This is a genomic window from Streptomyces sp. NPDC043176 (assembly GCF_056436715.1).
The window spans coordinates 49144-72707 of the sequence record NZ_JBWKCA010000017.1 but is presented as its reverse complement, the minus strand read 5'-3'; the positions used below and the strand labels follow the sequence as shown (position 1 = coordinate 72707).

Here is a 23564-nt window from a genome sequence, read left to right as displayed (position 1 = left end):
GACCCCGCACCCCGCCCCCCGCCCCCACACAGGCGGGCCCCCGCACCCCGCACCTCGCCCCCGCCCCCACACAGGCGGGCCCCCGCACCCCGCACCCCGCCCCCGTACCGGCGACGACCCGCACGAGCCGCGCAGAACGGAGCCCGCAGATGACCGAACGGACGGCACATCCCGCCCGGGCCGGCCAGGCCCCGCCCGACCCCGATCCCGTCAAGGCTTCCGCGCCCGCTCCGGCACCGACCCCCGTGCTCCACCCCGTCGGCCGGCTGCGGCACGACTGGCCCCGCACCTTCGTCGACCGGCTCACCGCGCCGCTCCCCGGCGTCCGGGCCCTGGCACGCCTCGCTCGCGAGGGCGCCGTACGCCCCCGCCCCGAGGGGCTCCGCGACATCCCCCTGCTGCCCTTCGAACCCGGCCCGCTGCCGCCCGCCGGCCCCGACACGATCGCCGTCACCTGGGCGGGGCACGCCAGTTGGGTCCTGCGCATCGGCGGACTCACCGTGCTCACCGACCCCGTCTGGTCCCGGCGCATCTTCGGCACCCCGGCCCGGCTCACCCCGGTCGGGGTGCGCTGGGAGGACCTGCCGTCCGTCGACGCCGTCGTGATCAGCCACAACCACTTCGACCACCTCGACGCCCCCACCCTGAAGCGGCTGCCCCGCCACACCCCGGTCTTCGTCCCGGCCGGCCTCGGCCGCTGGTTCGCCCGCCGCGGGTTCCTCCGCGTCACCGAGCTCGACTGGTGGGAGGCGGCCGAACTCGACGGCGTGCGCTTCGACTTCGTCCCCGCCCACCACTGGTCCAAGCGCACCCTCCTGGACACCTGCCGTTCCCTGTGGGGCGGTTGGGTCCTCACCGACCGCTCCGGGCGCCGCGTCCACTTCGCCGGGGACACCGGGTACGGCCACTGGTTCGCCGAGATCGGCCGCCGTTACCCCGGGATCGACCTGGCGCTCCTCCCCATCGGGGCGTACGACCCGCGCTGGTGGCTCAGCGACGTCCACACCGACCCGGAGGAGGCGGTCCGCGCCCACCAGGACCTCGGGGCGCGACGGATGGCCCCCATGCACTGGGCGACCTTCGTCCTCTCCTCCGAGCCCGTCCTCGAACCCCTCACCCGGGTCAGGGCCGCCTGGGAGAAGGCCGGGCTGCCCCGCGAGGAGCTGTGGGACCTGCCGGTCGGCGGCTCACGGGTGCTCGTGCCCTGACGCGCCGTTCCCCGGCAGCCCGTCGCCCGGCACCCCGTTCCCGGGCGCCGCGTCCCCCGCGGCCCGCTCCCCGCCGGTCCGGCGCCTTCCGCGGGTCCGCCGCCACATCGCCGGGACCGCGCTGACCAGCACCGTGAGGCCCACCGCCGCCACGACCCCCTGCCAGGGCTCCGGGAAGAGCGAACCGCCCAGGATGCCGATCAGCTGGTACGTCGCCGCCCACGCCAGGCAGGCGGCCAGGTCGCCCCGCACGAACCGGCGCAGCGGCATCCCGGCGAGCAGGCACGCCAGCATCACGGGGATCCGCCCGGCCGGCACCAGGCGGGACAGCACGAGCACCGACACCTGATGGGTCTCCAGACGCTCCTGCGCCTGGGCGAGCCGCTCCGGCGTGACCCGGCCGCGCAGGGCGGCGAGCCACCGCGAGCCGTTGCGGGAACGGATCCCGCGCTGCCCCAGCCAGTACAGGGCCGTGTCGCCGAGGAGCGCGGCGGAGGCCGCCACCAGGAAGACGAAGAGCAGCGCCGCCGGCGACGTCTGGTGGAAGGCGACCACCGCCGCCGAGCTGACGATCGCGCCCGTCGGCACGATCGGCACCAGCGCGCCCAGCGCGACGAGCAGGAACAGCGACGGGTATCCGACGGCCTGCTGCGTCGACTCCGGCGGCAGCTCCCGCACCGCCGTGACCACCGCCGTGGCCCCACCGATCACCGGGCGACCTCCGGCCGCACCCCTCGCGCGGCCGGCCGCAGCGGTGTCGGCCCCGTCCTCGCGGCCGTCCCCGGCCGCAGCGGTGTCCCGGCCCTCACCGGGCGACCTCCGGCCGCACCCGTTCGCCGTGGCCGAGGAGGTGGACCGCCACCTTCGGGGCGAGCCGCGAGGCGTGCCGTACGAACTCGTCCCCCGGGGAGTGGAACTCGTGCGGACGGACGACGTCCAGCCCGATCGGCCAGTACGTGCCGTAGTGCACGGGCACCGCGGCGGCCGGGGAGAGCGCGGTGAGCGCCTCGGCCGCGCGGCCCGCGTCGAGGTGGCCGGGCCCGAGGTACGGGCCCCAGCCGCCGACCGGCAGCAGGGCCACGTCCACCGGGCCGACCGCCTCCGCCATGCCGTCGAACAGGCCGGTGTCGCCGGCGAAGTACGTCCGCGCCTCGCCCTCGACGACGTACCCGAGGGCGGGGGCGCGGTGCGGCCCGACCGGAAGGCGCCGCCCGTCGTGGAGCGCCGGCACGGCCCGTACCGTCACGCCCTCGACCGTCACCGTGTCGCCCGGCTCCACCTCGGTCAGCCGCAGCCCGTCGGCGCCGAGCCTGCGGAGGCCCGGCAGGGCGGCGGGCGCCCCGCGGGGCACGACGAGCCGGGTGCCGGGCGCGAGCCGGGCGAGCGAGGGCAGATGGAGGTGGTCGGCGTGCAGGTGCGAGACGAGGACTGCCTCGGCGCGGGCGGCCTCGGGCGGCGGCAGGGCGCCGCGCCGCCGCCGGAGATGGGCGAGCCGCCGGGTGAACAGCGGGTCGGTGAGGAAGCGGACCCCGGAGTCCTCGACCGTGCAGGTCGCGTGACCCCACCAGGTGACCTCCACCGGCATGCCGCCTTCCGTCCTCGGGGGCCCGGCCGCCGTGCCCGATGTCCGCGGCCGTTCCGTAACTCCGTAACGAGGGTAAATGTCCGGAGCGCGCTCCGGAGGATGTTCGGCCGTGCCGATCCCCAGTAGGGTCGGTCCATGGACGACGTTCGGGTGGCGGCGATCGCCAGCCTCACCCCGCTCGAAGAGCTGGACAGCGACCCCTTCCTTGTCGACACGCGCGGCCAGCACGCGATCTGCGCCCGATGGGCCGACGACAGGGGGTACGTGATCGCCCGCCAGCTGCTGTTCTACGGCATCCGGCCCGACCACGACGCGCTCTGGGTGGACGTGGAGGCGGGGGCGGTCGACCTCTTCGTCGCCGCCAACGAGCGCGTCCTCGCCCGCGCGCTGACCTCCGTCTCCGGCTTCCGCGCCGAGTGCGAACGGCGCGGGGTGCGTCTGGAGACCGTCCGCCCGGACGAGCCGGCCTACGACGCGGCGGCCAAGGCGGGCGTCCACCGTCGCCTCTCCATGCCGACCGCGGGCTACGACGGCTCCTGACGAGGCCCGCCGACCCGACGGCCGCCGGGGCGGCGGCTCCGGGCGACGGCACCCCACGGGCCCGGTCCGGCGCCGCGGCGGCCGGTCGGCGGCCCCGCGCGACGGCACCTGACCCGCCGTCCGCGGTCGACCTGACACACCCGGGCCGCCCGCCGTCATCCGTTCACCGGCCCCGTCCTGGGCGTTGTGCCACGCTTGGGACAGGAAACGGGCGAAAGGTGAAGCGGGCGTGGGTGACGGGCGATGGGGTGGCGCCGACCGCTGGCGGTCCGCGGGCAGGACGGTGTCGCGGGTGGCCGCGGTCTGGGCGGTGTCCTCGCTGACCATGCTCGTCCTGGCCGGTCTGCTGCCCGACTTCCAGCTCCAGTCCGCCGACGGCGACAGCTTCACGAGGACGGCGCTCACCGCCGCCGCGGCCGCGGGCGCGTTCGGTCTGCTCGGCGCGCTCGTCTGGCCGGTGCTCGTCCGGGCCCTGCTGCTCGTCCCGGCGCTCGTCCTCGGCCTGCTCGTGTTCTTCCTCAACGGCTCGCTGCTGCTCGTCGCGCTCTGGCTGATCCCCGACGGCCGCGGCGCCGCGGCCCCCGAGACCGCCGTCGTGGTCGCCGCGGTGATGTCCGCCGTCGCCTCCGCCACCTCCACGGCGCTGGCCGTCCGCGACGACGACGCCTACCGCCGCCGGCTGTACCGGCTCACCGGCCGCACCCGGCCCCGCGACCCGGGCGACGCGCCGGAGGCGGTCGCGGGGACGGTCTTCCTCCAGCTCGACGGCGTCGGCCACCACGTCCTGCGCGGAGCCGTCGCCGACGGCCTCATGCCGACCGTCGCCGCCTGGCTGGAGTCCGGGCACCGGCTCACGCCCTGGCGCACCGACTGGTCGAGCCAGACCGGCGCCAGCCAGCTCGGCATCCTGCACGGTTCCAACGAGGACGTGCCCGCCTTCCGCTGGTACGAGAAGGACACCGGGCGCCTCATGGTGTCGAACCGGCCGGCGAGCGCCGTGGAGCTCCAGCGCCGGGCCGTGCGCCGCACCGGCGACGGCGGGCTCCTCACCTTCGACGGCGCCTCTCGCGGCAACCTCTTCAGCGGCGGCGCCGACCAGCTCGCGCTCGTCCTCTCGATGGCCGCGCGGCGCGGCCGCCGCAACCGCTCCCGGGCCGGGTACTTCGCGTACTTCTCCGACCCGGCCAACGCCGTCCGCACCGCCGGATCGCTCGTCACCGAGTGCCTCCGCGAGGTGTGCCAGTCGGCCCGGGCCCGGCTGCGCCGGCAGACCCCGAGGGTCTCGCGCGGCGGCACGTACCCCTTCGTACGCGCCTTCGCGACGGTCGTCGAGCGGGACGTCGTCGTCTCCGCGGTGATGGGCGACATGCTGGCCGGGCGGACCGCCGTGTACGCCGACCTGGTGGCCTACGACGAGGTGGCGCACCACTCGGGCCCGCACGGCCGTGACACCGACCAGGTGCTGCGCCGGCTCGACCGGGCGATCGGGCTCATCGCCACCGTCGCCGAGCACGCCCCGCGGCCGTACCGGATCGTGCTCCTCTCCGACCACGGACAGAGCCCCGGCGAGACCTTCGAGGGGGCGTACGGGCTGACGCTCAAGGAGCTGGTGCGGGCCGGGTGCGGGCTTCCGGTGCCGCGCCGGGTGCGCCGGACCCGCAGTGGTTCGGAGGCGCGGGACGCGGCCAGGGACGCGCTGCGCAGCGCGCTGCACCGACCGGTCGACGAGACCGGCGAGACCGCGCGCGAGCTGCCCGCGCGGCCGTCCGAGCCGGTGGTGCTCGCCTCGGGCAACCTCGGTCTGGTCTCCTTCCCCGACGTGCCGCACCGGATGACCCGCGAGGAGATCGACCGCCGCCACCCGGCGCTCCTGCGCACCCTCGCCCACCACCCGGGCGTCGGTTTCGTCCTGGTGGCGAGCGCCGAGCACGGCTCCGTCGTCCTCGCCCGCGACGGGGCCGAGGTGCCGGTCGCCGACCTCGCCGACGACGGCCCCCTGGCCGTCTTCGGGCCGGGTGCGGCGGACGCGGTCCGGCGCACCGACGGCTTCCCGCACGTCGCCGACATCATGGTCAACTCCATGTACGACCCGGCGACCGGCACCGTCCACGCCTTCGAGGAGCAGATCGGTTCCCACGGCGGCCTCGGCGGCGAGCAGTCCCACCCCTTCCTGCTCTCGCCGCCGGACCTCTCGCCGCCCGTGGGCGCGGGGGAGGAGCTGGTCGGCGCGGAGCACGTCCACCGGGTCCTGCGGCGCTGGCTGCGCGAGTCGTCGGGCCCGCAGGTTCCGCTGGAGTTCTCCCCGTCCACCGCCGGACCGGAATCAACTCTTCCGGCCGACGGGCCGGTCGTGCCGGTCGTGCCGGACAAGAACCACTGACGCGGACGCCCGTTCGCCGTCCCCGGACGAGGGACCGCCGGTGCGGTGAATCCGGCGTCCCCGCTGTAGGCCGCCCGGGCGGAACCGGCCTCCCCGGCGCCGCCCGTGCCGCCGGACGGGGCAGTACGGATCTCCGTGAGCCCCGTGCCCGGACCGACCGCCCCGCCCGCCACCCCGGCGGGGCGCCAGACGCGCCCGGGCCGGGCCGGGCGCTGCTGGATCGCGCTGCTCCTGGTCCTCGCCGCCCTGTGCGGCGCCGGTGCCACGGCCGGTCTCCCCGCCCTCGAACTCCGCGCCGCGGCCGCGTCCCCGGCGTCCGACCCGGGCGGCGAGACACACGACCCGGCCGGCGCCGAGGCCGGACTCCCCGGCCGGACCCGCCGGCACCGCACGGGTCTGCGGCCCGTCCGCTCCCGCCGCGGATCCCACGGCGCGCCCGCGCGTCGCCGAAGCCCCGCCCCCCTCCCCGTACCCGCCCCGCGCGCCGACGGGCTCCGGTGTGTGGTGATGCGCTGCTGAGAGGCCCGTGCCTCCCGGCAGTCCCTCCGACATCACCCCCCGCACAACGAGGAGCTTCGTCATGCCCGTCGACCCGTACGCCGTCCTCCAGGCCCTGCTGCGCGCCGAGGCCTCCCGCGCTCAGCGCGCCGACCGTTCCGCGCCGGAGGCCGCCGGCCCGGCGCCCGCACCGGTGCCCGAGCCGCCGACGCCCCCGGAGCGGCGCGACCGCTGAGCCGGGAGCGACCTGCCGAGGCCGGGCGGCCGCCGCTGCGCCGCCCGGCCTCAGGCCGTCTCCGCCGCGCCCACCGGCGCCGCGGTACGGCGGCCGTGGAGGCCGACCAGGGCCGCCGCGACGACGGCGAGGACGGCGAGGGCGAGGAGGGCGGGGACGAGGCCGACCAGCGGGCCGGCCGCGAGGCAGCAGACGCCACCGGTGGCGAGGGCGGTGGGGCGGCGGCCCGAGGTGCGCAGCACGATGGCGGCGGAGCCCAGGAGGAAGACGCCGACACCGCCGGTCAGGGACCAGGCGACGACCCCGTGGAGGGGCTCGGCGAGACCGTGGTGACCGGTGTCCGCGACCTGCTGGAGCACCTTCTTCATGCCGAGGGCGCACAGGACGACGCCGGCGACGAGCGGAAGGTGCAGGAAGGTGTAGACGTCACGGGCGAAGCGGGTGCGGTCGTCGCCGTCGAGCGAGGTGAGCCGGTGCTCGGCGGCCTCGCCGAGCCGGCGGAAGTACAGCCGCCACAGCCCCGCCGAGAGGAGCAGCCCGGCGGCGGAGGCACCGAGCACGGCGAAGGTGAGGGGAAAGCCGGAGACGCCGACGCCCATCGCCACGATGGACTCGCCGAGCGCGATGATCACGATCAGGCCGTGGCGTTCGGCGAAGTGCCCGGGCGAGTTGACCCGCCAGCCGGAGGATCCGGTGACGTAGATGCCGCCGTAGTCCACGGCCACCGCCCCGAGCCACAGCAGGAGCTGGACCCGGCCGCTGTACGCGCTGCCGATCAGCAGCAGCACCAGCGGGGGAGCCACGGACACCAGGGCCGTACGCCGCAGGGTGGCGCGCAGGGCGGGGTCGCCGGGGCTGGAGATCCAGTACGACGCCAGGTGCAGGACGCGGACCGCCCCGTAACAGAGCACGAAGAGCAGCGGCGCCGAAAGCCCCCCGGGCGCGTCGGCGAAGACCTCGGGCACGGCGAGCGACACGATCAGGACGACGGCCATCACGGTCACGAGCACGGCGAACAGGGCGCCGGAGTCGGCCCGTACGACGTTCCCCAGCCACGCGAAGCAGCACCAGCACCACCACAGCAGGGCCAGCACGACCATGCCGCCGACCACCCGCACCGGCGAGGGCTCCGCCGCCATCAGGGCCGTCACCTGCGTGATCGCGTACACGAACACCAGGTCGAAGAAGAGTTCCGCCGGCGTCACCTTGTGATCGTCGGCGGTGGCCACCATACGGGCCCGTTCCCTGCTCCACGCCATCTCTGTCTCCCCCTCCGGGGCACCGCTCTCGGCCGCCCCGGCGCGAAGGATACCCACGCCCGTCCCCGCACGAGCCCCCGTCCGAACTCCGGCCCCCCACAAGGCCGGAGCGCCCCATTACCTCTCGCGTAATCGACCCCGTCGGCGGCGGACGGCATGCTCGGAGACACCGGGACCCGGGCGGCGCACTCCGCCCGGGCTCCGGGACCACCACCCGTACGAACGTCCCCCATGGAGGGTGATCCGCCATGTCCCAGGCCCTGCTCGCCGGTCTCTCCCGCACCACGCGCCCGCAGGAGGCGGTGCGCCGGTTCCTCGCTCTCGACGCCTTCGTGACGGGGGCGAACGGGATCGCGTACCTGACCGCGTCCGGACCGCTGGGGGAGCTCCTCGGGGTGGACTCGGGTCTGCTGCTCGAACTCGGCCTGGTACTGACGGTGTTCGCGGCCGGAGTGGCGTGGCTGGCGAGCCGGCCGCAGCCGCCGGTGGCGGCCGTGAAGCTGGTGGTCGACGTCAACGCGCTGTGGGCGCTGCTGAGCGTCGTCGCACTGGTCGCCTGGCTGGAGCCGACCGTCGCGGGTCTGCTCTGGACTCCGATGCAGGCGGCCACCGTCGCCGGGTTCGCCGGCCTCCAGTGGGCGGCGCTGCGGGCCGCTACCCGCCGAGCGACCTGAGGTACCCGACGGTCGCCGCGTCCGCCGGGAGCAGCGTCTCGATGGCCAGCTCGGCGACCGTCACGTCCAACGGGGTGTTGAACGTCGAGATCGACGACACGAACGACAGCACCCGCCCGTCGTGAGCGATCCGCAGCGGCAGCGCGAAGTACGGATACGGCTCCTCCACCGGGGAGTCGTCGGCCTCCGCGCCCGGCGGCAGCGGATACGCCGCCACCTCCTCGTACAGCGCGCGCAGCGACTCCGACCGCGCGAGCCCGATCTGACGCTCCATCTGGGCCAGCAGGTGACCGCGCCACTCCCGCAGGTTCAGGATCCGGGGCGCGAGGCCCTCCGGGTGCAGGGTGAGGCGCATCGCGTTCAGCGGCGGCGTCAGCAGGTGCTCCGGCAGGCCGTCCAGGAGGAGCCCGATGCCCCGGTTGGCCGCCACCACCGTGTACGAGCCGTCCACCACGAACGCCGGATACGGGTCGTAGCCCTGCAACAGCCGCTCGATGCCCTCCCGCAGCGCCTCCAGGCGCGGGGCGTCGAGCGGCGACTCCTTGTACCGGGGGGCGTACCCGGCGGCGAGCAGCAGCGCGTTCCGCTCCCGCACCGGCACCTCCAGGTGCTCGGCGAGCTTCAGGACCATCTCCTCGCTCGGCCGGGAGCGGCCCGTCTCCACGAACGAGATGTGCCGCGCCGACGAGTCGGCGCGCGACGCCAGCTCCAGCTGGCTGAGCCGCCGCTGCTCACGCCATCCGCGCAACAGCGGCCCTACCCCCGTGTCGCTCACGACAGTTGTCATGGTCAGACGGTATCCCAGAGGGGGACGCGGGTACCTTTCTCCCGGGGCCCCTGTCCGTCACCCCGTCACCGCACCGCCCGACCGGAGGGAACACCGCCGTGGCCACACAGCCGCTGTCGCAGAAGGAGATCGAGGACCGCCTGCGGGAGCTCCCCGGCTGGTCCGTCGACGAGGACCGGCTGACCCGGACCTACCGGCTCGGCGACCACTTCGCGGCGACCGCGCTCGTCGTGCACGTGGCCCGGATCCAGCAGGAGCTGGACCACCACTCGGACCTCACGCTCGGCTACAACACGGTCGCCCTCGCCGTGAACACCCACTCCGCCGGCGGCACCGTCACCGAGAAGGACTTCGAACTCGCCGAGCGCGTCGAGCGGATCGCCCCCGGCCACGGCGCGAACTGATCCCGGCGGCGCGGTCCCTCCCAGGGCCTGTCCGACCGTTCCCGCCGGGTCCGCCTCGCCCGGCACGCACGCTCGCCGCGTTGTCGTCGGTCGCCGTGCGATCGCACGCACCGGGTCCGCTCCCCGATCCGGCCTGATCGACAAGACGCCCCCTAGGATCGTTCCCATGGGGGAGACCGTGCTCGACTACGAGGCAGAGGCAGCGCACTACGACCGGACCCGGGGCGGAGTGCCCCGGGCCGAGGCGGCGGCCCGGGCCGTCCTGTCCCTGGTGCCGCCCGGCACCCGCACCCTGCTCGACCTGGCCTGCGGCACCGGTCTCGTCACCGAACGGCTCGCCAGGCCCGGCCTGTCCGTGTACGGGGCCGACGCCGCCCACGCGATGCTGCGGGCGGCCGCCGGCCGCGTCCCCGGCCGCACCGTGCGCGCCGACGCCCGGCGGCTCCCGCTGCGCGACGCCTCCGTGGACGCGGTCTCCGCCGTCTGGCTGCTGCACCTCGTCCCCTTCGCGCCGGACATCGTCGCCGAGGCGGCCCGGGTGCTCCGCCCCGGCGGGCTCCTCGTCGCCACCGTCGACAAGGACTCCGCCCACGACGTCGGCAGCGACGTCGACGACGTCCTCCGCCCCCTCCGCTCGGCCGCCCCCGCCTCCGACCGCGCCGACCTGATCACCGGTCACGCCGCCGCCCACGGCCTCGACCCCGTCCCCGGCACCCGCTTCACCGGCCACGGGCAGGGGATCAGCCCGCGGGAGACCGTACGCAAGCTGCGCGCCGGCTACTTCGCCTCCTGGTTCGACGGCGACCCGGCGACCACCGGGACCCTCGCCGCCGCGCTCACCGCCCTCCCGGACCAGGACCGCCCCCGGGCCGATCCCCGTTACCGGCTGGCGGCCTTCCTCAAGCGCGCCTGAACTCCATCACCCAGTTCGTCAGCCACTCCGCCCCGTCCTCCCGGTCGGCCGGCGCGAACGCCTGCTCCCAGCGGGCCGTGCCGGGGCCGATCCCAGACCAGTGGAACCGCACCCGCACCGGACGCCCCGCGTAGTGGTCGGTCCCCTGGAAGGTGCCCGTCCCGTCGTCGGCGAACCGGCCCCTGACCGGCGGGTCCAGCCTTCCCGTCCGGCTGTCGGACCAGTTCAGGGTCCACTCGCCGGTCTCCGGCTCGTACAGTCGCAGGGTGAGGCCGCTGAATCCCTTCGACGGGAACACGATCTCGTCGACGTGCGCCCGCCCGTCCCGAAGCAGCTGTCCCGTCGTGTGCCCGTCGAACTCCTCCCAGCCGCCGTCCGCGTCGAGGAAATCGGCGAGCCGTCGGTTGCGGACGGTCCACGCCCCGTCCAGGAAGTCGAAGCCGCGGCGCGTCACCGGCCCGCCCCCGCCGCCGTCGTGCCGGAGGGCAGCGCGTCCGCGAGGTAGCCGTCCAGGGAGGGGGACCCGGGCGCCAGCACGTGCCGTATCCAGGCGCTCCGTTCGTGACCGAGGGGGGCCAGCTCCCAGACGCAGCCGATCCACGACCGGTCGTTGCGGACGAAGTGCGCGGGGTCGGTGTCGGGGCAGTCGAGGGCGGGCTGGCCGGCGACGGCGCCGGCGAAGTGGAGGGCGTTGTCCCACACCCAGCTGTACGCGTTGAGGTACGCGCCGCTGTCGCCGCCCCGGTGCAGCACCACGAAGCCCGCCGCCGGGGTGCCGTCCGGCTCCGGCAGCAGCTCGGGCAGGAGCGCGTACGCGGCCTTCTCCACCTCCGGTTCGATGCCCGCGGAGCCGGCGTGGACGTGGTAGCGCTTGAGGTGCCGACCGGCGATCTCGACCGGCGGCAACGTGAGGAGTGTCTTCTCCGTGAAAGCCATGAGTGGACCGTACGAACCCTTCACTGACATCTTGTGTCAGTGAAGTCCAGCCGTCTCCTCTCGATCCTCCTGCTGCTCCAGACCGGCGGCCGGATGACCGCCGGCCGGCTCGCCGAGGAGCTGGGGGTCTCCGTCCGCACCGTCTACCGGGACGTCGAGTCGCTGCACGCCGCCGGCGTCCCGCTGTACGGCGACGCCGGGCACCGCGGCGGCTACCGGCTCCTGCCCGGCCACCGCACCCGCCTCACCGGCCTCACCGGCCTCTTCGCCCCCGAAGCCGAGGCACTGGTGCTGGCCGGAATGCCCGGCGCCGCCGAAGGACTCGGACTCGGCCCGCACTTCGCCGACGCACAACTGAAGCTGCGCGCCGCCCTCCCGGAAGCCCTCCGCGAGCACGTGGACCGGCTGCGCGCCCGGTTCCACATCGACGCCCCCGGCTGGTACGCCGAGGGCGACGAGACCCCGTTCCTGCCCGAGGTCGCCGACGCGGTCCGCACCGGCCGCGTCCTGGAGGTCCGCTACCGCCGCTGGAAGGAACCGACCGACGTCGACCGGCGCCTGGAGCCCTACGGCCTCGTGCTCAAGGCCGGCCGCTGGTACCTCGTCGCCGGGCCCGGCCCCCGCACCTACCGCGTCGACCAGCTCCTCGCCCTCACCGTCACCGACGAGGAGGCCGTGATCCCGGAGGGCTTCGACCTCGCCGCGCACTGGCGGGCCGGCCGGGCCGACTTCCACCGGCGGCTCCACCAGGGCGAGGCCGTCGTACGCGTCTCCGCGGCGGGCGCCGCCCGCCTCACCGGCGCCGCCGCCCGGGCGCTCGCCGCCACCGGCACGGCGGAGCCGGACGGCTGGACGCGCGCCACCCTCCCCGTGGAGTCGCCGCAGCACGCCCACGACACCTTCCTCGGGCTCGGCGCGGACGTGGAGGTCCTCGCCCCGGAGGACCTCCGCGACCGCATCGCCGCGACCGTACGGACGCTGGCGGAGCGGTACGCCTGAGCAGCCGGGACCCGTGCGCCTCAGGCGTCCGGGCCGCCCCACGTCTCGGCCGCGAAGTCGGCGAAGGAACGCGGCTCGCGGCCCAGGATCCGCTTCACGCCGTCCGTCGCCGAGGAGTTGTGGCCGTCGAGGAGCGTCGCGAACAGGGCGGCGAGCCACTCCGCCTCGGCGGCGGGGAGCCCGAACCCGGCGAGCAGCCCGGCGTAGGCGGCCTCGGACACCGGCTCGTAGACCACCGGGCGGCCCGAGGCGCGGGAGATCTCGGCAGCCACCTCCGCGAAGCCGACGGGCCGGGGGCCCGTCACCTCGTGCACCCGTCCGGCGTGACCGTCCGCCGTCAGGGTCTCGACGACGACGTCCGCGAGGTCGTCCGCGTCGACGAAGGGCTCGGCCGTGTCACCGGCGGGGAAGACGACCGCGCCTTCGGCGACCCCCTCCGCGAGCAGCCCCTCCGAGAAGTTCTGCGCGAAGAACGAGGCCCTCACCACGGTCAGTTCGGCCCCGGAGGCCGCGAACCGCAGGGACTCCTCGGCCAGGACCGCCTCCGGCTCCCCTCGCCCCGACAGGAGCGTGAGCCGCCGTACGCCGTTCTCCACGGCCAGCCGGCCGAAGGTCTCCATCGCCTCGACCGCGCCCGGGGCGGCCAGGTCGGGGTAGTACGCCACGTACGCGGCGTCGGCGCCCCGCAGCGCCGGGGCCCAGGTGTCCGGGTCCTCCCAGTCGAAGGGGGTGGCGCCGGTGCGGGACCCGGAGCGGACCGTGGCGCCGCGTTCCGCGAGCCGTTCGGCCACGCGCCGCCCGGTCTTGCCGGTGGCGCTGGTCACCAGGACCGTCGAGGTGCGGGCGGTCGACGCGGGCTTCGTCTGCTGCGTGTTCGTCGTCATGGCTCAAGGCTCCCGGCCGGGGGCCGCCCCGCCCATGCTGCGCCGTCTCACGGACCTACGCCTCCGTCTCACCCGCACGCGCGGACACGCCCTACCCTTGCCCACCATGGACGCACTCGCCGGACTCCTCGACGGTCCACGCGCCAGGGGCGCCTTCCTGCTGCGCATGATCATGGAGCCGCCGTGGTCGGTGCGCGTCGAGGACGAGGCCCCGATCTGCCTCATGTGCGTCACCGCCGGAGAGGCGTGGATCGTCCCCGGCACCGGCGAACCCGTCCTCCTGCGCCCCGGCGACATCGCCGTCGTCCGCGGCCCGGAGCCGTACACGGTCGCCGACGCCCCCGGCGCGCCGCCCCGCGCCCGGATCGGCCCCGACGGCACCTGCACCACGCTCGGCGGCGAGCCGCTCGCCCAGTCCATGCGGCTCGGCGTCCGAACCTGGGGCAACGCCCCGGACGGCACCACCACGGTCCTGGTGGGCACCTACCTGATGGACGGCGAGGTCGGCCGGCGGCTCCTCGACGCCCTGCCGGGTCTGGTGCACCTGCCGGCCGAGGTGTGGAACTGCCCCCTCATGCCCTTCCTCGACGAGGAGATCTCCCGCGACGAGCCCGGCCAGTCCGTCGTCCTCGACCGGGTCCTCGACCTGCTGCTCATCGCCGCCGTCCGCGCCTGGTTCGCCCGGCCCGGCGCGGAGGCGCCCGCCTGGTACCGCGCCATGGGCGACCCCGTCGTCGGCCGGGCGCTCCGGCTCCTCCAGAACGACCCCGCCCACCCGTGGACCGTCGCCTCGCTCGCCGTGAAGGCCGGCGTGTCCCGGGCCGCGCTCGCCCGCCGCTTCACCGCCCTCGTCGGCGAGCCCCCGATGGCGTACCTCACCGGCTGGCGGATCGCGCTCGCCGCCGACCTGCTGCGGGAGCCGGACGCCACCGTCGAGGCCGTCGCCCGACGGGTCGGCTACAGCGGCGCGTTCGCCCTGAGTGCCGCCTTCAAACGGGTGCGGGGGGTCAGCCCGCAGGAGCACCGGGCCGCCCGGGACTGACGCGCGACGCGGCCGGGCTCGCTTTGCCGGATCGGCAACATTTCTCGCACCGACGGCGGCCCCGGCGCACCCTGGACGCATGAGCCAGCATCGCGGATCCCACCAGGGCCACTCGCACGGCGAGGGCCACGGCACCCAGCACACCGACGCGCACACCGACGCCCACGCCGACGCCGCCGACCGTCACACCGCCGGGCACGCCGGCGGGCACAAGCACGGCCACGGCGGCCACCACCACGACGGCACCCACCTGGACTGGTCCGAGCTGGCTTCGCTCCTGGAGCGGCAGGCCGACGTCGCGAGCCAGGCCTACACGGACGCCGCCGCATGGCTCGGCACGCTCGTCCCGGCGCCCGGTGTCCGGCGGATCCTCGACATCGGCAGCGGTCCCGGCGTCATCACCGCCCTGCTCGCCGAGGCGTTCCCGGCCGCCGAGGTGGTCGCCGTCGACGGCAGCCCCGAGCTCCTCGCCCTGGCGGCGGCACGCGCCGAGGCCCGCGGACTCGGCGACCGCGTCTCCACCCTGCACGCCGAACTTCCCGAAGACGTGGCCTCCCTGGGGCGTGCCGACGTCGTCTGGGCGGGCAACTCCATGCACCACATGGGCGACCAGGGCGCCGCGCTCGCGGCGTTCGCCGAACTGCTCTATCCCGGCGGCCTGATGGTCCTCGTCGAGGGCGGGCTGCCCACCCGCCACCTGCCCTGGCACATCGGGATCGGCCGGCCGGGCCTGGAGGCCCGCCTCGACGCCGCCCACGCGGACTGGTTCGGCGAGATGCGCGCCGACCTGCCCGGCGTCAAGGACGAGCCGGACGACTGGCGGGCCCTCCTCGCCGGCGCCGGGCTCACCCCGTCCGGAACGCGTACCTTCCTCACGGACATGCCCGCGCCGGTGTCCCCGGTCGTGCGGGAGCTGGCCGTCGCCCACTACACGCGCCTGCGGGAGGGCGTCGGCGCCCGCGTCGGCGCGGACGACAAGGCGACGCTCGACCGGCTCCTCGACCCGGCCGACGCGCTGTCGCTGCACCACCGCACCGACCTGTTCCACCTCACGGCCCGCACGGTCCACACCGCGCGCAAGGGCTGACGGCCCCGCCGCGCCGCGTCAGGACACCGGCTCCAGCCGCCACCACTGGAACGGGGAGTCGGTGTCCTCCCACTGCCGCACGTTGCCGCCGTCCTCCTTCGACTCGCCGGCGACCTCGAGGAACAGCCCGCTGACGAAGCTCACCAGGGCCACCGTCCCCGGCGACTGCAGGTCCTGCTCGATGATCCACTCCTGCGCGCCGAAGTTGTTCGCCTTCCACTGCTGGATGTTCGCGCCGTTCTCCGTGGACGCGTTCGCCACGTCGAGGCGCTTGCCGCTCGCCGCGTTGACGAGGTGGTGCAGCCCGCCGCCGTTCGGCACGGGCGCGATGTGCCAGTGCTGCCCGGGAGTTCCGTTCTCGGTGCCCTGCCGCACGTCGGCCCCGCTGCGGCTCGACCCCTGGTACACCTCGAGGAGCAGTCCGCTCGCCACGTTCCGCACCCGGTAGAGGCCCGCCTCGACGGGTTCCGGAGCACCGCTCACCGTACCGACTCCTTCACTTCGCAAGCCTGTCGGACGCGCGGCGCGCGGGCCGCGGGGCCGCCCCGCCGGGTCGTCACCGACTCTACGTCGCGGGTACGACAACGGCGGCCGGCACCATGGGACCGGTGACCGACCCCGATCTCCGGTTCCTGGAGGGCGTCCGCCGGTACATGGGCGCGTGCTGGGATCCGTACGAAGGGGAGGATGGGGTGAAGGAGTTCCTCCGTGCCATGGCGGAGGTGGACGCCGGGGCGCAGGCCGAGGGCGCGCCCGGCGCGGAGGTGTGGGAGCACCTCTTCGCCTCGATCACCGAGTTGGGCGTCGACGGCCACTGAGCCCGGGTCCGGGTCACCGGGCCCGCCGTCGGAGGGACACCGGGCCCGGCACCCGCGGTCACCGGGGCCGCCGTCCGTCCCCGAGGCGCCGCCGCACCGCCGAGGCGGCGCGGTGCGGCAGGCTCCTCCGTGTCCTTCAGGCGCCGACGCTGAACTCGGCCGGGTCCGGGCCGAGACGGCGGTTCTCGTCGAGCGCGGCGATCGCGGCCAGGTCCTCGCCGTCCAGCTCGAAGTCGAAGACGTCGATGTTCTCCCGGATGCGCGACGGGGTGACCGACTTCGGGATCACGACGTTGCCGAGCTGGAGGTGCCAGCGCAGCACCACCTGGGCCGGAGTCCGGTCGTGCTTGCGGGCGATCGCGACGATCGCCGGGACCTCCAGGAGACCGCGGCCCTGGCCGAGCGGCGACCAGGCCTCGGTCGCGATGCCGAGGCGGGCGTGCGCCTCGCGGGACGCCTGCTGCGGGAGCTGCGGGTGGAGCTCGATCTGGTTGACGGCGGGCACGATCGACGTCTCGCCGGTCAGCCGCTCCAGGTGCTCCGGCAGGAAGTTCGAGACGCCGATGGCCTTGGCGCGCCCGTCCGCGTAGATCTTCTCGAAGGCGCGGTACGTGTCCACGTACGTGTCCTTCGCCGGCACCGGCCAGTGGATCAGGTAGAGGTCGACGTAGTCGAGGCCCAGCTTGTCGAGCGAGGCGTCGAAGGCCTTCAGCGTGGTGTCGTAGCCCTGCTCGCTGTTCCACAGCTTGGTGGTGACGAACAGTTCCTCGCGGGCGATCCCCGACGCGGCGACGGCACGGCCGGTGCCCACCTCGTTCCGGTAGATCGCGGCGGTGTCGATCGAGCGGTAGCCGGCCTCCAGGGCGGTGGCGACGGCCGTCGCCGCTTCGTCGTCCGGCACCTGCCAGACGCCGAAGCCGAGCTGCGGCATCCGGACGCCGTTGTTGAGGGTGATCGAGGGAACGTTGCTGTCCGTGCTCACGTCGGATGGATCCTTACGTCGTCGTCACTGGCTGTACGGAGGTACTCCCAGCGTCAACGATCACGGACCGGTCCGCATTCCAGCCGCCGGGTCAGCCGTACAGCGCCTGGACCTCCGCCGCGTAGGCCCGCTCGATCGCCTTCCGCTTCAGCTTCAGCGACGGGGTGAGCAGGCCGTGTTCCTCGCTGAAGGGATGGGCCAGGATCCGGAAGGTGCGGATCGACTCGGCCTGCGAGACCAGCGTGTTCGCCGCCACCACACCCCGCCGGATCTCCGTCTCCAGGGCCGGATCGCGCACCAGCTCGGCCGGCGAGAGCGGCGCCCGCCCCTGCATCGCGAGCCAGTGCTCGACCGCCTCCTGGTCGACGGTGACCAGGGCGGCGACGTACGGGCGGTCGTTGCCGACGACGATGCACTGGGCGATCAGCGGATGCGACCGCACCCGCTCCTCGAGACCGGCGGGCGCGACGCTCTTGCCGCCCGACGTCACCAGGATCTCCTTCTTCCGCCCGGTGATCGTCAGATAGCCGTCGTCGTCGAGGGAGCCGAGGTCCCCGGTGGCCAGCCAGCCGTCGTTGAGGACGGCGGCGGTCGCCTCCGGGTCGTTGAGGTAGCCCGAGAAGACCTGACGGCCGTGCAGCCACACCTCGCCGTCCTCCGCGATGTGCACCGTCGTGCCCGGGATCGGCTGCCCGACCGTGCCGTACCTGGTCCGCTCGGGCGGATTCGCGGTGGCGGCCGCCGACGACTCGGTCAGCCCGTACCCCTCGAAGACCGTGATTCCCGCGCCCGCGAAGAACAGGCCCTGCCGGCGGTCCATCGCCGAACCGCCCGACATCGCGTACCGGATCCGCCCGCCCAGCGCGGCGCGGACCTTGCCGTACACCGTCTTCTCGAAGAACTGGTGCTGCACCCGCAGCGCCGCGGACGGCCCGGGACCGGTCCCGAACGCCTTCTGCTCCAGCGCCTCCGCGTATCCGACCGCGACCTCCACGGCCTTGTCGAACGGGCCGGCCTTTCCCTCGCTCTCCGCCTTGCGCCGGGCCGCGTCGAAGACCTTCTCGAAGACGTACGGGACGGCCAGCACGAAGCTCGGCCGGAACGCCGCCAGGTCCGGCAGCAGTTCCGCGGCCGCCATCACCGGCTGGTGCCCCAGCTTCACCCCGCCCCGGACCGCCGCGACCTCCACCATCCGCCCGAAGACGTGCGCGAGCGGCAGGAACAGCAGCGTCGACGCCTGCTCCCCGGGCCGGGAGCGGAACACCGGCTCCCAGCGGCCCAGCAGCATGTCCGTCTCGAACATCAGGTTGGCGTGGGTGATCACACACCCCTTGGGGCGGCCGGTCGTCCCCGACGTGTAGATGATCGTGGCCACCGTCTCCGGGGTCACCGCCCGCCGGTGCCGGTGCACGACCTCCTCGTCGATGTCCCCGCCCGCCGCCGTCAGCTCCGCCACCGCGCCCGCGTCCAGCTGCCACAGCCGCTGGAGCCGGGGCAGCCGGTCGATCACCGAACCGATCGTCATCGCGTGGTCCTCGTGCTCCACCACGCACGCCGTGACCTCGGAGTCGTACAGCATCCAGAAGACCTGTTCGGCGGAGGAGGTCGGATAGACCGGCACGGGCTGCGCGCCCACCGCCCACAGCGCGAAGTCGAACAGCGTCCACTCATAGCGGGTACGGGCCATGATCGCGACCCGGTCGCCGAAGCGGACCCCCTCCGCGAGCAGCCCCTTCGCAAGGCCGAGGACCTCGTCCCGGAACCGTGCGGCGGTCACGTCCCGCCATTCCCCGTACGGCCCCGCCCTGCGGCCCAGGACGATCCGGTCGGGCTCCGCCACGGCGCGGTCGAACAGGGCGTCCGCCAGACCGCCGACCTGAGGCGCCGCCTCGACGGGCGGCACGGTGAACTCGCGCACTGACCTGCTCCTCGACGGCTCGATGGCTGGAAAGCCCCTGTCGCACTCCGTACGGCGCGGGTGACGGTACCCCACCCACCTGCCCGGTGGGAGGGCCTTCACCAAGCCGGGACATTCCGCGTTCCCACAGGTCAGGGGTGGTGAGATGGTCAAGTCACGGGCACCCCGGGGCGGTTACCGACCGGACGGTACGTCCCGTGGGGCCGAATCTCCACGGAATCTGTACCGACCGCTCACGCCCCGAACCCCCAGGGGTCGCCACGAGGTCTCCCGCGGGTCCCCTCAGCGCGGCCGGTGCAGACGGTCGCCGCCCGCGAGGATCGCCTCCGCCAGCGCGTCGGCCGCCTCCTGTACGGCCCCGCCCCGGCGGCCCGTCCGCAGCACGAAGCCGACCTCGCCGAGCTCGGGGAGCCCGGCGCGGGCCGGTACGGGCACGAGTCCCGGCGGCACCAGGCCCCGCGTGTGGGCCATCACCCCGAGCCCGGCACGGGCCGCCGCGACGTTCGCGCTGAGGCTGGAACTCGTGCACGCGATCCGCCAGGCCCTGCCCTGCGCCTCCAGGGCCTCCAGGGCCCGCGCCCGGGTGATCCCCGGCGGCGGGTAGAGGATGAGCGGCACCGGCCGGTCCGGGTCGAGCCGCAGCCCCGGCGCCCCGATCCAGATCAGCGAGTCCTCCCAGACGAGCCGGCCCCCGCTCTCCGCCCCGCGCCGCTTGGCGAGGATCAGATCGAGCCGGCCGGCCGCCAGCCGGGCCTGGAGCGTCCCCGACAACTCGACCGTCAGCTCCAGGTCGACCTCCGGATGCTCGCGCCGGAACGCCTCCAGGATCTCCGGCAGCCGGGTCGTCACGAAGTCCTCCGACGCGCCGAACCGCAGCCGCCCCCGCAGCCGGGTCCCGCCGAAGAACGCGGCCGCCCGCTCGTGCGCCTGGAGGATCGTGCGCGCGAACCCGAGCATCGCCTCGCCGTCCTCCGTCAGCTCCACCCGGTGCGTGTCCCGGATGAACAGCGGCCGGCCCGTCGCCTCCTCCAGGCGCCGCACGTGCTGGCTGACGGTCGACTGACGCACCCCGAGACGGTCGGCCGCCCGCGTGAAACTCAGCGTCTGGGCCACGGCGAGGAAGGTGCGCAGCTGCGCGGGCTCGTACACGCCACGACGTTATCGCGAACCGCGATGACAGTCAGAGCGCTGTACGGGATACCCGATCACCGGGCCGTGGAGCAGGATGGACCCGCGCGACCCCTCCCCGGCACAGCGCGCCGTACCCCCGGGGCACCCCGCGCGCCCCCCGACCCGGAGCCGTGCAGCCATGACCCGCCCCAGCCCACGCCGTGCCCTTCGCCTGCCGTCCCGGCTCCCGGTCGACGCGTACGTGCCGGCGCTCCTCGGCACGGTCGTCCTCGCCGCGCTGCTGCCCGCCTCGGGGGCGGCCGCGCGCGTCGCCGAAGGCGCCTCGACGGGGGCCGTGGCCCTGCTCTTCTTCCTCTACGGGGCCCGGCTCTCCACCCGCGAGGCACTCGACGGACTCAAGCACTGGCGGCTGCACCTCACCGTGCTCGGCTGCACCTTCCTGCTCTTCCCGCTCCTCGGACTGGCCGCGCGGGGCCTGGTGCCCACCCTTCTCACCCCCCAGCTCTACAGCGGCCTCCTCTTCCTCTGCCTGGTGCCGTCCACCATCCAGTCCTCCATCGCCTTCACCTCGATCGCCCGGGGCAACGTGCCCGCCGCGATCTGCGCCGGTTCCTTCTCCTCGCTCGCCGGCATCGTCCTCACCCCGCTCCTCGCGGCGCTGCTCCTCGGCGACGGCGCGGGCGGCCTCTCCGCCGACGCGCTCCTGAAGATCGTCTTCCAGCTCCTCGTGCCGTTCCTCGCCGGGCAGCTCCTGCGCCGCTGGGTCGGGGGGTTCCTCGTCCGCCGCAGGAAGGTCCTCGGGTACGTGGACCGGGGCTCGATCCTCCTCGTCGTCTACACCGCTTTCAGCCAGGGCGTGGTCGCCGGCGTCTGGCACCTGGTGACCCCGGCCCGGCTCGCCCTGCTGCTCGCCGTCGAAGCCGTCCTGCTCGCGGTGATGCTGACCCTGACCCGGTACGGAGCCGGCCGCCTCGGCTTCGACCGGGCCGACCGGATCGCCATCCAGTTCGCCGGCTCGAAGAAGAGCCTGGCCGCCGGACTGCCGATGGCGAGCGTCCTGTTCGGCCCGCAGGCCTCCCTCGCCGTGCTCCCGCTGATGCTCTTCCACCAGATGCAGCTGATGGTCTGCGCGGTCCTCGCCGAACGTCGCTCACGCGACCCCGAGACCGGCGGTACGGAGTCCTCCGCGGCCCTGCCGGAACCCGCCACGGCTCCCGGGTCGGCCACCAGGGAACCCGAGGTCCCCGCCCCCTGACCCGCGCCCGCCCCAGGGGCGAAGCGACCCCGCGGGCCCCAAAGGCCGCGAGCGGCGGACAATCCCGCGGCCCCCCAGGGCGCGGCCGACAGGTGACCCCGCGCGTTCCAGGACCGGGGCCGGCGAGTGACCCCGCGCGTTCCAGGACCGGGGCCGGCAGGTGACCCCGCGCCCCCTCCGGAGGCCGGATCGCACCCCGGCCGCCCCGGGATGATCATCCGGGCCGCTACGGTGCTCCCATGCCCGCACTCGATCCCGGCCGCACCGCGCTCGTCCTCGTCGACCTGATGGAACGCATCGTCGCGCTGCCCCTCGCTCCCCGCCCCGGCACCGACGTCCTCGCCGCGTCCGCCCGGCTCGCCGACACCTTCCGGGACGCCGGCGCGCCCGTCGTCCACATCCGCGTCGAGCGGCCGAACGTCGACAGCCAGCCGCCCGGCAGCGAACTCGTCGCCGACCTGGTCCGGGAGGGCGAGCCCGTCGTCGTCAAGCGCACGATCGGCGGCTTCCAGGACACCGGACTCCACGAGCTGCTCGCCGGGGCCGGCGCCACCACGCTGGTGTTCGGCGGCATCGCCACGAACCTCGGCGTCGAGTCCACGGCCCGCGCCGCCGCCGACCTGGGCTACGCACTCGTCTTCGCCGAGGACGCCATGTCGGCCCTCACCGCCGACGAGCACCGCGCCTCCGTCGACCTCGACTTCCCCCGCCTCGGCACGGTCGCGCCGGTCGCCGCGATCACCCTGGACGGACCGCGATGACTCCCGTCCCGATACGGTACGGGGCCCGCCCCTGCTCGCTCGTCGTCTGCCGCGGCTGCTGCTGCGGCGACGACCGCAAGAACCCCGGCACCGACCACGCGGGCCAGCTCGCCCGCCTCCGCGAGGCCGCCGCGGCCTCCGGGGGCCGCCTCGCCGTCCGCACCAGCGACTGCCTCGGCCCCTGCGCCCAGGCGAACATCGTCGTCGTCCAGCCCTCCACCGAGGGCCGGCGGCGCGGCGGACGGGCCGCCTGGGTGGGCTTCACCCTGGACGAGGACTGCCTCGACGACATCCTCGCGTGGACGGCGGCCGGCGGCCCCGGCATCGCCCCGCCCCCGGCCACCCTGGCCCTCCAGCTGATCGACCCGCCGAAGAACTGACCCCGTCCGCAAGCCCCGGCCCGTCCGGGGCCCGGTTCAGACGGTGATCCGGTGCTCGCCCGCGTACACGTTCATGTCCGGCCCGCGCAGGAAGCCGACCAGGGTCAGGCCCGTCTCGGCGGCCAGGTCCACGGCGAGCGAGGACGGGGCGGACACGGCGGCGAGCACCGGGATGCCGGCCATCACGGCCTTCTGCGCCAACTCGAACGAGGCCCGCCCCGACACGAGGAGCACCGCCCGCTCCAGCGGCAGCAGCCCCTCCCGCAGCGCCCGGCCGACGAGCTTGTCGACGGCGTTGTGCCGGCCCACGTCCTCCCGTACGTCGAGCAGGTCGCCGTCCTCCGTGAAGAGGGCCGCCGCGTGCAGGCCGCCGGTCGTGTCGAAGACCCGCTGCGCCGCCCGCAGCCGGCCGGGCAGTTCGGACAGGAGCGCGGGCGTGAGCCGTACCGGGGGAGTGTCGGCGATCGGGAAGCGCGCCGTGGTGCGGACGGCGTCCAGGCTGGCCTTGCCGCACAGGCCGCACGACGAGGTGGTGTAGACGTTCCGCTCCAGACTGATGTCCGGGACCGCCACCCCGGGCGCCAGCTGGACGTCGACGACGTTGTACGTGTTGCGCCCGTCGTCCGTGGCCCCCGCGCAGTACACGATGTTCCGCACGTCCGAGGCGGCCGCGAGGACCCCCTCGCTGACCAGGAACCCGGCCGCGAGCGCGAAGTCGTCACCCGGGGTGCGCATGGTGATCGCGATCGGGCGTCCGTTCAGCCGGATCTCCAGCGGCTCCTCGGCCACCAGGGTGTCGGGCCGTGCGTTGACCGCACCGCCACGGATCCGCAGCACACGCCGTCGCTCGGTGACCCGACCCATCGTGACCGTTCTCGATTCTCTCCG

General features: G+C 75.0%; 27 protein-coding genes. 15 read left to right on the top strand and 12 right to left on the bottom strand.

Going from position 1 to position 23564, the window contains the following annotated elements; all coding sequences use genetic code 11:
- Positions 1 to 149 precede the first annotated feature (149 nt).
- Complete coding sequence (locus AC067A_RS25745) at positions 150 to 1208, top strand: MBL fold metallo-hydrolase (RefSeq protein WP_479244847.1); 1059 nt, start codon at positions 150 to 152, stop codon at positions 1206 to 1208.
- On the opposite strand, the gene AC067A_RS25740 is transcribed toward AC067A_RS25745, so the two are convergent.
- Entirely contained in the window at positions 1188 to 1919 is a 732-nt protein-coding gene (locus tag AC067A_RS25740; RefSeq protein ID WP_479244846.1) for a DedA family protein, read from the bottom strand. The genes AC067A_RS25745 and AC067A_RS25740 overlap by 21 nt on opposite strands.
- A gap of 94 nt (positions 1920 to 2013) precedes the next feature.
- Complete coding sequence (locus AC067A_RS25735; RefSeq protein ID WP_479244845.1) at positions 2014 to 2793, bottom strand: MBL fold metallo-hydrolase; 780 nt, start codon at positions 2791 to 2793, stop codon at positions 2014 to 2016.
- 135 nt (positions 2794 to 2928) lie between these two features.
- Here AC067A_RS25735 and AC067A_RS25730 point away from each other — a divergent pair, with 135 nt between their 5' ends.
- The 4 genes from AC067A_RS25730 to AC067A_RS25715 all read left to right on the top strand — a co-directional run bounded on the left by AC067A_RS25730 (position 2929) and on the right by AC067A_RS25715 (position 6446).
- Positions 2929 to 3333 (top strand): hypothetical protein, encoded by a 405-nt coding sequence (locus tag AC067A_RS25730; RefSeq protein WP_479244844.1) that lies wholly within the window; start codon positions 2929 to 2931, stop codon positions 3331 to 3333.
- 229 nt (positions 3334 to 3562) lie between these two features.
- Complete coding sequence (locus AC067A_RS25725; protein ID WP_479244843.1) at positions 3563 to 5713, top strand: phage holin family protein; 2151 nt, start codon at positions 3563 to 3565, stop codon at positions 5711 to 5713.
- A 135-nt stretch (positions 5714 to 5848) separates the two neighbouring features.
- On the top strand, positions 5849 to 6232 hold the full coding sequence (locus AC067A_RS25720) for a hypothetical protein (protein WP_479244842.1): 384 nt from the start codon (positions 5849 to 5851) through the stop codon (positions 6230 to 6232).
- A gap of 61 nt (positions 6233 to 6293) precedes the next feature.
- Positions 6294 to 6446 (top strand): hypothetical protein, encoded by a 153-nt coding sequence (locus tag AC067A_RS25715; protein WP_479244841.1) that lies wholly within the window; start codon positions 6294 to 6296, stop codon positions 6444 to 6446.
- A 50-nt stretch (positions 6447 to 6496) separates the two neighbouring features.
- On the opposite strand, the gene AC067A_RS25710 is transcribed toward AC067A_RS25715, so the two are convergent.
- Complete coding sequence (locus AC067A_RS25710) at positions 6497 to 7705, bottom strand: low temperature requirement protein A (protein WP_479244840.1); 1209 nt, start codon at positions 7703 to 7705, stop codon at positions 6497 to 6499.
- A 248-nt stretch (positions 7706 to 7953) separates the two neighbouring features.
- Between AC067A_RS25710 and AC067A_RS25705 the strand changes: the two genes are divergently transcribed.
- A complete protein-coding gene (locus tag AC067A_RS25705) occupies positions 7954 to 8379 on the top strand; it encodes a hypothetical protein (RefSeq protein ID WP_479244839.1) in 426 nt (141 codons plus the stop codon).
- On the opposite strand, the gene AC067A_RS25700 is transcribed toward AC067A_RS25705, so the two are convergent.
- The gene (locus tag AC067A_RS25700) at positions 8360 to 9166 is read right to left on the bottom strand and encodes a helix-turn-helix domain-containing protein (protein WP_479244838.1); all 807 of its coding nucleotides are present in this window, start codon (positions 9164 to 9166) and stop codon (positions 8360 to 8362) included. The two genes, AC067A_RS25705 and AC067A_RS25700, sit on opposite strands and share 20 nt — an antisense overlap.
- 98 nt (positions 9167 to 9264) lie before the next feature.
- Between AC067A_RS25700 and AC067A_RS25695 the strand changes: the two genes are divergently transcribed.
- Together AC067A_RS25695 and AC067A_RS25690 are read left to right on the top strand one after the other, a co-directional pair.
- Positions 9265 to 9570: a 4a-hydroxytetrahydrobiopterin dehydratase gene (locus AC067A_RS25695; protein WP_479244837.1), complete on the top strand. Its 306-nt coding sequence runs from the start codon at positions 9265 to 9267 to the stop codon at positions 9568 to 9570.
- Positions 9571 to 9736: 166 nt separating this feature from the next.
- The gene (locus tag AC067A_RS25690; protein WP_479244836.1) at positions 9737 to 10483 is read left to right on the top strand and encodes a class I SAM-dependent methyltransferase; all 747 of its coding nucleotides are present in this window, start codon (positions 9737 to 9739) and stop codon (positions 10481 to 10483) included.
- On the opposite strand, the gene AC067A_RS25685 is transcribed toward AC067A_RS25690, so the two are convergent.
- Positions 10470 to 10937 (bottom strand): hypothetical protein, encoded by a 468-nt coding sequence (locus AC067A_RS25685; RefSeq protein ID WP_479244835.1) that lies wholly within the window; start codon positions 10935 to 10937, stop codon positions 10470 to 10472. The two genes, AC067A_RS25690 and AC067A_RS25685, sit on opposite strands and share 14 nt — an antisense overlap.
- Entirely contained in the window at positions 10934 to 11419 is a 486-nt protein-coding gene (locus AC067A_RS25680) for a hypothetical protein (protein WP_479244834.1), read from the bottom strand. The genes AC067A_RS25685 and AC067A_RS25680 overlap by 4 nt, the downstream gene beginning before the upstream one ends.
- A gap of 39 nt (positions 11420 to 11458) precedes the next feature.
- Here AC067A_RS25680 and AC067A_RS25675 point away from each other — a divergent pair, with 39 nt between their 5' ends.
- Positions 11459 to 12418, top strand: a complete 960-nt coding sequence (locus AC067A_RS25675; RefSeq protein ID WP_479244833.1) for a helix-turn-helix transcriptional regulator — start codon at positions 11459 to 11461, stop codon at positions 12416 to 12418.
- Between the two features lie 20 nt (positions 12419 to 12438).
- On the opposite strand, the gene AC067A_RS25670 is transcribed toward AC067A_RS25675, so the two are convergent.
- A complete protein-coding gene (locus AC067A_RS25670; protein ID WP_479244832.1) occupies positions 12439 to 13302 on the bottom strand; it encodes a Rossmann-fold NAD(P)-binding domain-containing protein in 864 nt (287 codons plus the stop codon).
- Positions 13303 to 13408: 106 nt separating this feature from the next.
- Here AC067A_RS25670 and AC067A_RS25665 point away from each other — a divergent pair, with 106 nt between their 5' ends.
- Together AC067A_RS25665 and AC067A_RS25660 are read left to right on the top strand one after the other, a co-directional pair.
- Positions 13409 to 14344 carry an AraC family transcriptional regulator gene (locus tag AC067A_RS25665; protein ID WP_479244831.1) on the top strand — a complete coding sequence of 312 codons (936 nt, stop codon included), beginning with the start codon at positions 13409 to 13411 and terminating at the stop codon, positions 14342 to 14344.
- A gap of 79 nt (positions 14345 to 14423) precedes the next feature.
- Positions 14424 to 15431 (top strand): class I SAM-dependent methyltransferase, encoded by a 1008-nt coding sequence (locus AC067A_RS25660; RefSeq protein WP_479244830.1) that lies wholly within the window; start codon positions 14424 to 14426, stop codon positions 15429 to 15431.
- An 18-nt stretch (positions 15432 to 15449) separates the two neighbouring features.
- Here AC067A_RS25660 and AC067A_RS25655 read toward each other — a convergent pair whose 3' ends face one another.
- Complete coding sequence (locus tag AC067A_RS25655; RefSeq protein ID WP_479244829.1) at positions 15450 to 15914, bottom strand: RICIN domain-containing protein; 465 nt, start codon at positions 15912 to 15914, stop codon at positions 15450 to 15452.
- A 125-nt stretch (positions 15915 to 16039) separates the two neighbouring features.
- On the opposite strand from AC067A_RS25655, the gene AC067A_RS25650 reads away from it, so the two are divergent.
- Positions 16040 to 16249 (top strand): hypothetical protein, encoded by a 210-nt coding sequence (locus tag AC067A_RS25650; RefSeq protein WP_479244828.1) that lies wholly within the window; start codon positions 16040 to 16042, stop codon positions 16247 to 16249.
- Positions 16250 to 16385: 136 nt separating this feature from the next.
- Here the strand turns inward: AC067A_RS25650 and AC067A_RS25645 are convergent, their stop codons facing one another.
- From AC067A_RS25645 to AC067A_RS25635, 3 genes are all read right to left on the bottom strand, one after another.
- Positions 16386 to 17180, bottom strand: a complete 795-nt coding sequence (locus AC067A_RS25645) for an aldo/keto reductase (RefSeq protein WP_479244937.1) — start codon at positions 17178 to 17180, stop codon at positions 16386 to 16388.
- 142 nt (positions 17181 to 17322) lie between these two features.
- A complete protein-coding gene (locus tag AC067A_RS25640) occupies positions 17323 to 19149 on the bottom strand; it encodes an AMP-dependent synthetase/ligase (protein ID WP_479244827.1) in 1827 nt (608 codons plus the stop codon).
- 282 nt (positions 19150 to 19431) lie between these two features.
- Positions 19432 to 20298 (bottom strand): LysR substrate-binding domain-containing protein, encoded by an 867-nt coding sequence (locus AC067A_RS25635; RefSeq protein WP_479244826.1) that lies wholly within the window; start codon positions 20296 to 20298, stop codon positions 19432 to 19434.
- Positions 20299 to 20458: 160 nt separating this feature from the next.
- Between AC067A_RS25635 and AC067A_RS25630 the strand changes: the two genes are divergently transcribed.
- The 3 genes from AC067A_RS25630 to AC067A_RS25620 all read left to right on the top strand — a co-directional run bounded on the left by AC067A_RS25630 (position 20459) and on the right by AC067A_RS25620 (position 22676).
- On the top strand, positions 20459 to 21535 hold the full coding sequence (locus AC067A_RS25630; RefSeq protein WP_479244825.1) for a bile acid:sodium symporter family protein: 1077 nt from the start codon (positions 20459 to 20461) through the stop codon (positions 21533 to 21535).
- 239 nt (positions 21536 to 21774) lie between these two features.
- A complete protein-coding gene (locus tag AC067A_RS25625) occupies positions 21775 to 22296 on the top strand; it encodes an isochorismatase family protein (RefSeq protein ID WP_479244824.1) in 522 nt (173 codons plus the stop codon).
- Complete coding sequence (locus AC067A_RS25620; RefSeq protein WP_479244823.1) at positions 22293 to 22676, top strand: (2Fe-2S) ferredoxin domain-containing protein; 384 nt, start codon at positions 22293 to 22295, stop codon at positions 22674 to 22676. The genes AC067A_RS25625 and AC067A_RS25620 overlap by 4 nt, the downstream gene beginning before the upstream one ends.
- 36 nt (positions 22677 to 22712) lie before the next feature.
- On the opposite strand, the gene fdhD is transcribed toward AC067A_RS25620, so the two are convergent.
- Complete coding sequence (gene fdhD, locus AC067A_RS25615; RefSeq protein ID WP_479244822.1) at positions 22713 to 23540, bottom strand: formate dehydrogenase accessory sulfurtransferase FdhD; 828 nt, start codon at positions 23538 to 23540, stop codon at positions 22713 to 22715.
- Between the last annotated feature and the right edge of the window lie 24 nt (positions 23541 to 23564).

What these genes read in the sequence shown, in the direction of transcription:
- AC067A_RS25670 (WP_479244832.1), bottom strand. Translation starts at nt 13,302, where the DNA reads ATGACGACGAACACGCAGCAGACGAAGCCCGCGTCGACCGCCCGCACC.
- AC067A_RS25690 (WP_479244836.1), top strand. Translation starts at nt 9,737, where the DNA reads ATGGGGGAGACCGTGCTCGACTACGAGGCAGAGGCAGCGCACTACGAC.
- AC067A_RS25735 (WP_479244845.1), bottom strand. Translation starts at nt 2,793, where the DNA reads ATGCCGGTGGAGGTCACCTGGTGGGGTCACGCGACCTGCACGGTCGAG.
- AC067A_RS25630 (WP_479244825.1), top strand. Translation starts at nt 20,459, where the DNA reads ATGACCCGCCCCAGCCCACGCCGTGCCCTTCGCCTGCCGTCCCGGCTC.
- AC067A_RS25680 (WP_479244834.1), bottom strand. Translation starts at nt 11,419, where the DNA reads ATGGCTTTCACGGAGAAGACACTCCTCACGTTGCCGCCGGTCGAGATC.
- AC067A_RS25620 (WP_479244823.1), top strand. Translation starts at nt 22,293, where the DNA reads ATGACTCCCGTCCCGATACGGTACGGGGCCCGCCCCTGCTCGCTCGTC.
- AC067A_RS25710 (WP_479244840.1), bottom strand. Translation starts at nt 7,705, where the DNA reads ATGGCGTGGAGCAGGGAACGGGCCCGTATGGTGGCCACCGCCGACGAT.
- AC067A_RS25660 (WP_479244830.1), top strand. Translation starts at nt 14,424, where the DNA reads ATGAGCCAGCATCGCGGATCCCACCAGGGCCACTCGCACGGCGAGGGC.
- AC067A_RS25745 (WP_479244847.1), top strand. Translation starts at nt 150, where the DNA reads ATGACCGAACGGACGGCACATCCCGCCCGGGCCGGCCAGGCCCCGCCC.
- AC067A_RS25705 (WP_479244839.1), top strand. Translation starts at nt 7,954, where the DNA reads ATGTCCCAGGCCCTGCTCGCCGGTCTCTCCCGCACCACGCGCCCGCAG.
- fdhD (WP_479244822.1), bottom strand. Translation starts at nt 23,540, where the DNA reads ATGGGTCGGGTCACCGAGCGACGGCGTGTGCTGCGGATCCGTGGCGGT.
- AC067A_RS25700 (WP_479244838.1), bottom strand. Translation starts at nt 9,166, where the DNA reads ATGACAACTGTCGTGAGCGACACGGGGGTAGGGCCGCTGTTGCGCGGA.
- AC067A_RS25730 (WP_479244844.1), top strand. Translation starts at nt 2,929, where the DNA reads ATGGACGACGTTCGGGTGGCGGCGATCGCCAGCCTCACCCCGCTCGAA.
- AC067A_RS25625 (WP_479244824.1), top strand. Translation starts at nt 21,775, where the DNA reads ATGCCCGCACTCGATCCCGGCCGCACCGCGCTCGTCCTCGTCGACCTG.
- AC067A_RS25645 (WP_479244937.1), bottom strand. Translation starts at nt 17,180, where the DNA reads ATGCCGCAGCTCGGCTTCGGCGTCTGGCAGGTGCCGGACGACGAAGCG.
- AC067A_RS25665 (WP_479244831.1), top strand. Translation starts at nt 13,409, where the DNA reads ATGGACGCACTCGCCGGACTCCTCGACGGTCCACGCGCCAGGGGCGCC.
- AC067A_RS25715 (WP_479244841.1), top strand. Translation starts at nt 6,294, where the DNA reads ATGCCCGTCGACCCGTACGCCGTCCTCCAGGCCCTGCTGCGCGCCGAG.